Raw genomic sequence first — 563 nt, 5'->3', positions numbered from 1 at the left:
TCTGTATTCACCATCTTTAAGAGCTTTTGGATCAATTGTTGTGTTATTATCTTGGTTGTTGTTTCCACCTTGGTTGTTGTTTTCACCTTGGTTGTTGTTTTCACCTTGGTTGTTGTTTTCACCTTGGTTATCTAACGACTTAATGCTACCTTTATCAAATGCAAATTGAATATCGTAAAAATGGTGATAATTCATTGAATCGATATCTACTTTTACTTTTGCATTTAACTTTTTCGATAAATCTGGTACTTCTACTTCCACTACGCGTGTATCAGTTTTTTTATCTTCACTTATTACATTTGCATCAACAAACGAACCATTTTTCTCAAATTCAAATTTTGTAATCCAAGAACTGTTCGTTAACGTAAATGATACATACTTCTTACCATCTTTTACTTTTAGCACACCTGGACTTTTTGTATATGTGTTCATCATTGAAATTTCGTCTGTTTGATCTTTTAATGCTTTAAAATTGATGCTGTATTCACCATCTTTAATTGTTTCAGCATCTGTTTTTTTATTTTCATCTGGTTTTTCTACTTCTGGTTTTTCTGCTTCCGGTT

General features: G+C 31.4%; 1 protein-coding gene. It reads right to left on the bottom strand.

Annotated features, from left to right (window positions below):
* Window positions 1–563, bottom strand: a 563-nt coding sequence (locus MR107_RS30350) for an NEAT domain-containing protein (protein WP_242293176.1), incomplete at both ends; no start/stop codon positions are given.

Origin of the sequence: Bacillus cereus group sp. BfR-BA-01441, assembly GCF_022663075.1 — a bacterium.
Taxonomy (GTDB): Bacteria; Bacillota; Bacilli; order Bacillales; family Bacillaceae_G; genus Bacillus_A; species Bacillus_A cereus.
Note: the sequence above shows the minus strand (reverse complement) of the source record. Positions and strands in the feature narration are given on the sequence as shown.